The sequence below is a fragment of the Parapedobacter soli genome, from assembly GCF_025460835.1.
Taxonomy (GTDB): Bacteria; Bacteroidota; Bacteroidia; order Sphingobacteriales; family Sphingobacteriaceae; genus Parapedobacter; species Parapedobacter soli.
Map to the genome: position 1 here is coordinate 1 of NZ_JAMXAY010000118.1, position 2271 is coordinate 2271.

The 2271-nt window shown below is 46.6% G+C and carries 2 protein-coding genes; one reads left to right on the forward strand and one right to left on the reverse strand.

Annotation, left to right across the window (positions count from 1 at the left end; all coding sequences use genetic code 11):
• The first annotated feature begins 271 nt into the window (after positions 1–271).
• Complete coding sequence (locus NGM62_RS21745; RefSeq protein WP_262250406.1) at positions 272–1354, forward strand: IS110 family transposase; 1083 nt, start codon at positions 272–274, stop codon at positions 1352–1354.
• Between the two features lie 231 nt (positions 1355–1585).
• Here the strand turns inward: NGM62_RS21745 and NGM62_RS21750 are convergent, their stop codons facing one another.
• Positions 1586–2224, reverse strand: a complete 639-nt coding sequence (locus NGM62_RS21750) for a penicillin-binding transpeptidase domain-containing protein (RefSeq protein WP_262250407.1) — start codon at positions 2222–2224, stop codon at positions 1586–1588.
• Positions 2225–2271: the final 47 nt, after the last annotated feature.

Genomic DNA, 2271 nt, shown 5'->3' on the forward strand with positions numbered 1-2271 from the left:
TTTTACTGACTGTTAGTGTGTTGTGCAGAATTTAAGGGATGACTATGTAACCTACATACCAACCAATATTTTGATTGTCTTGCTGCCCCAAACCTGTTTTTGACCTTACGATAAAATCTGCAGTATCATTTGATACCATTATCTTTTTCAGAATATCAATGGATCGCTTTGAAAAAGGTGCTATGTTTGAATCGTAAAAACAAAGAAGCATAAGCTAAAAAGTATAAATTGGTAAGGATTTCAATATTCACCAATAAATATAGAATAGCTTATGCGTAGTAAAGTTAGTGAAAATGCGTTTGCCGGGCAAACCTTTTATGTAGGATTGGATGTACACAAAAAGAGCTGGAAAGTGACTATCTTAGGTCAGGAGTTCGAACACAAGACGATGAGCCAGGATCCCGATCCGGTTATCCTCCGTGATTACCTGGTACGGAAGTTCCCGGGTGCGGTTTACAAAGCGGTTTACGAATCGGGGTTCTGCGGGTTCACCATCTGCCGGGACCTGAACAGGCTGGGTATCCAGTGCGGGGTGATCAATGCTTCGGATGTACCGTCAAACCACAAGGAGAAAATGCAGAAGACAGACAAAGCCGATAGCAGGAAGCTGGCAAAAGTGCTGCGTTCAGGGGATGCCGAAATGATCCATGTCCCCCCCGTGGAACTGGAATCCGACCGCGCACTGGTCAGGCTGCGTTTCAGGCTCTCCAAAGATACCGCACGCACCAAGATACGGGTCAAGTCGCTGCTCATGCAGTTCGGGATACCTATACCGGAAAGGTTCACTGCCGGACAGACGCGCTCGTGGAGCCGCAATTACATGCAGTGGCTGGCCGAGACGGATACACCGGGGGAATCGGTACGGCAAACGATCGATAGCTACCTGCGCACAGGGAAAAGCCAGCGCGAAGAAATGCTGCTGGTGAACCGGCAGATCCGCGAGCTGTGCAAAAAACCGGCATACAGCGAATCCTACGCACTGCTCCTATCCATACCTGGCATCGGGTTCGTCTCGGCTGTCACTTTCCTGGTCGAGTTCGGTGACATCACCCGGTTCAGCAACCTGGATAAACTTTGCCATTACGTGGGGCTCGTGCCTCGCATGCATGGATCGGGAGACCGGCTCCAGGTGGGCAAACTCGTAAACAGGGGGCGCAAGGAACTCAAGGTGATGCTCATCGAAGCCGCCTGGGATGCCATCGGAACAGACCCGGCCCTGATGGCCGCCTTCAGCGAACTCTCCAAAAGGATGAACAGGAACAAGGAGATCATACGCATCGCACGGAAAATATTAAGCCGCGTCAGGTATGTGCTCATACACCGGCGCCCCTATGAAATGGGGGTGGTCGAATAATCAAAGCGCATCCGGCCCGATGACCTTCGAGAATCGGAGCGGGGACCAAGCGAAAGCAGCTATCTGCGGCTCAATGGTGAGACCGCTCTGTAAAGACTCCGTCCCCTTCCTTTTTAACATGAAAGACACCCTGCGGCGGTGAAACCCCGTCCGCTGATAGAAGAGTGATTGAAGAGGTCCATAAACGGATAAAAGGCTTTTAGGTTCAGGTTGATTGGCCTGGAAACGGTGCTAACAGCCCCGAATGGGTGTATATGGCCCAATAAAACAAGAAAATTGATTTTTTAGCTTAAAAAGCTTGGAATTCAACATAGAAGGTAGCTGGTAATTATGAATTCTCCTTAAAAAATCAACTTGCTGTTTAGGTGTAATACGAAGTCCTCCACTCAACCAAAAACGATCAATACCGCCTGAGGTATTTGCATTGCCATATTGTGCTTTATTCAGCCAGTCTTCCATCTGTGAAGTGCCAATAGTTTTAGCAAGTTCTTGATAATACCAAACGGTAGAATTTTTAAATGCATTTTTTAGATCATGGTCTTTATTCCAAATAGGTAGTTGCCTTTCTACACTGTCCCAGTGAATGATATGGTTTTCATCCTCTATATTACCCGTTTCGAGACCAATCAGTGAGTGACAAATTTTAAAGGTAGATGCGGGGGTAACTGCCTGATCAGAAAGAGCCGGATTGTACACTAGATATTTGTCTGCTTCCTGGTCGTATAAAACGAAGGTGCCCTCTACGTTAAATTGATCATAGTATTTTTTTAAATGACTTTGAACCACGATGTGCTGAGCTTGTACAGTCGGATAAGAACTTAACAAGAAAGAAGTTAGGATAATTAGGATATTTCTGCTGTTAATCATCATTATTGGCTCTATGACGGATAGTGTGGGTAATCGAATTTTAGCTTACC

Coding starts and splice junctions, on each gene's coding strand:
- NGM62_RS21750 (WP_262250407.1), bottom strand. CDS start 2,224: ATGATGATTAACAGCAGAAATATCCTAATTATCCTAACTTCTTTCTTG.
- NGM62_RS21745 (WP_262250406.1), top strand. CDS start 272: ATGCGTAGTAAAGTTAGTGAAAATGCGTTTGCCGGGCAAACCTTTTAT.